Source organism: Pseudoalteromonas sp. TB64, from assembly GCF_000498095.1.
In the GTDB taxonomy this organism is placed as follows: domain Bacteria; phylum Pseudomonadota; class Gammaproteobacteria; order Enterobacterales; family Alteromonadaceae; genus Pseudoalteromonas.
The window spans coordinates 1-624 of record NZ_AUTQ01000223.1; the positions used below are offsets into that span (position 1 = coordinate 1).

General features: G+C 40.4%; 2 protein-coding genes. Both read right to left on the reverse strand.

The window, feature by feature from the left end:
* Nucleotides 1-231 (reverse strand): PLP-dependent transferase (locus tag L647_RS0118830; protein WP_173399996.1); only part of this gene is annotated, 231 nt, incomplete at its 3' end.
* A 195-nt stretch (nucleotides 232-426) separates the two neighbouring features.
* Nucleotides 427-624 (reverse strand): DUF697 domain-containing protein (locus L647_RS0118835; RefSeq protein ID WP_029880543.1); only part of this gene is annotated, 198 nt, incomplete at its 5' end.

The following is a 624-nucleotide window of genomic DNA, read 5'->3' on the forward strand; positions in this document are numbered from 1 at the left end:
TTCACACGTTTCTAGCTGAGCAACTTTTTGCTCAAGCTCGGTAGTTGTAGGGTTTCCTAAACGCGTATAAATATAGCCAGGCTCGTCGCCTGCAAAACGCGCAGCACCTTGTGCAGCATTTTCAAAATGAAAGGTAGAGGTTTGATACAAAGGAGAAGTGAGTGCGCCGTGCGGGTCGTTTGCTTTTTGTGGTCCGTGAATACACTGGGTATTTATATGATGCTTGCTCATTGTAGGCTCATTTTTTTGATTATTATGTTTTATCGATTTCATAATCAAAACGTATGGGCTTAAAAACAGCAAGCATGCCGGATGCTCAGATGGCTATTTGTGCAAAGTTTATGCATATAGCTGTACACAAATATTGCCAAGTCATTGTGAGCTTTAACTTATTTAAAGTCGTTTTAAAACACTTATTAAAAATACTTACTCTGGCGTTGGTGGCTTTTTACGACTAATAATTTTACTCGCAATGCTTTGTACCGTCTCTTTTAATAAACTGCGCTTATTTTCAAGCCTAGGTAATGGTCGGCTAAGCTCCATTGCTTTATAGCCAATTCGCGCGGTAAAAATACCCGCACTTATACCTTGAGCCGCACGACCCGACAGTTTACCAAGTAATTC